The sequence below is a fragment of the Vibrio sp. 1580 genome (assembly GCF_033340055.1).
Window position 1 is genome coordinate 1 of sequence record NZ_JAWOVT010000586.1, and the last position, 556, is coordinate 556.

Below are 556 nucleotides of genomic sequence, written 5' to 3' on the forward strand. Positions count from 1 at the left end.
GTGTAATGAAGCAAGCTGTCGCACATTTAGAGCCTTTTATTAACGCCGAAAAACAATCCGGTAGCAGTAACGGAAAAATTTTGTTGGCGACGGTGAAGGGGGACGTGCACGACATCGGCAAAAACATTGTGGGCGTTGTACTGCAGTGTAATAACTACGAGATCATCGATCTTGGCGTGATGGTACCGTGTGAAAAGATCTTAAAAGTCGCGCTAGAAGAGAACGTTGATATTATCGGTTTGTCTGGGTTGATTACCCCATCTCTGGATGAAATGGTTCATGTTGCTAAAGAGATGGAACGTCTCAATTTTGATCTTCCGCTTCTGATTGGCGGGGCTACCACATCCAAAGCGCACACCGCCGTTAAGATTGAGCAGAACTACAAAAATCCGGTGGTTTACGTAAACAATGCGTCGCGCGCAGTAGGGGTTTGTTCGTCATTACTCTCCGATGAACGTCGACCTGCCTTTATAAAAAAACTGGATGCGGATTATGAGCGTGTTCGTGACCAACACAATCGTAAGAAGCCGCGTACTAAGCCTGTCACTTTAGAACA

General features: G+C 45.9%; 1 protein-coding gene. It reads left to right on the plus strand.

Going from position 1 to position 556, the window contains the following annotated elements; all coding sequences use genetic code 11:
• Positions 1–556 (plus strand): cobalamin-dependent protein (locus tag R7093_RS27295; RefSeq protein ID WP_318147288.1); only part of this gene is annotated, 556 nt, incomplete at both ends.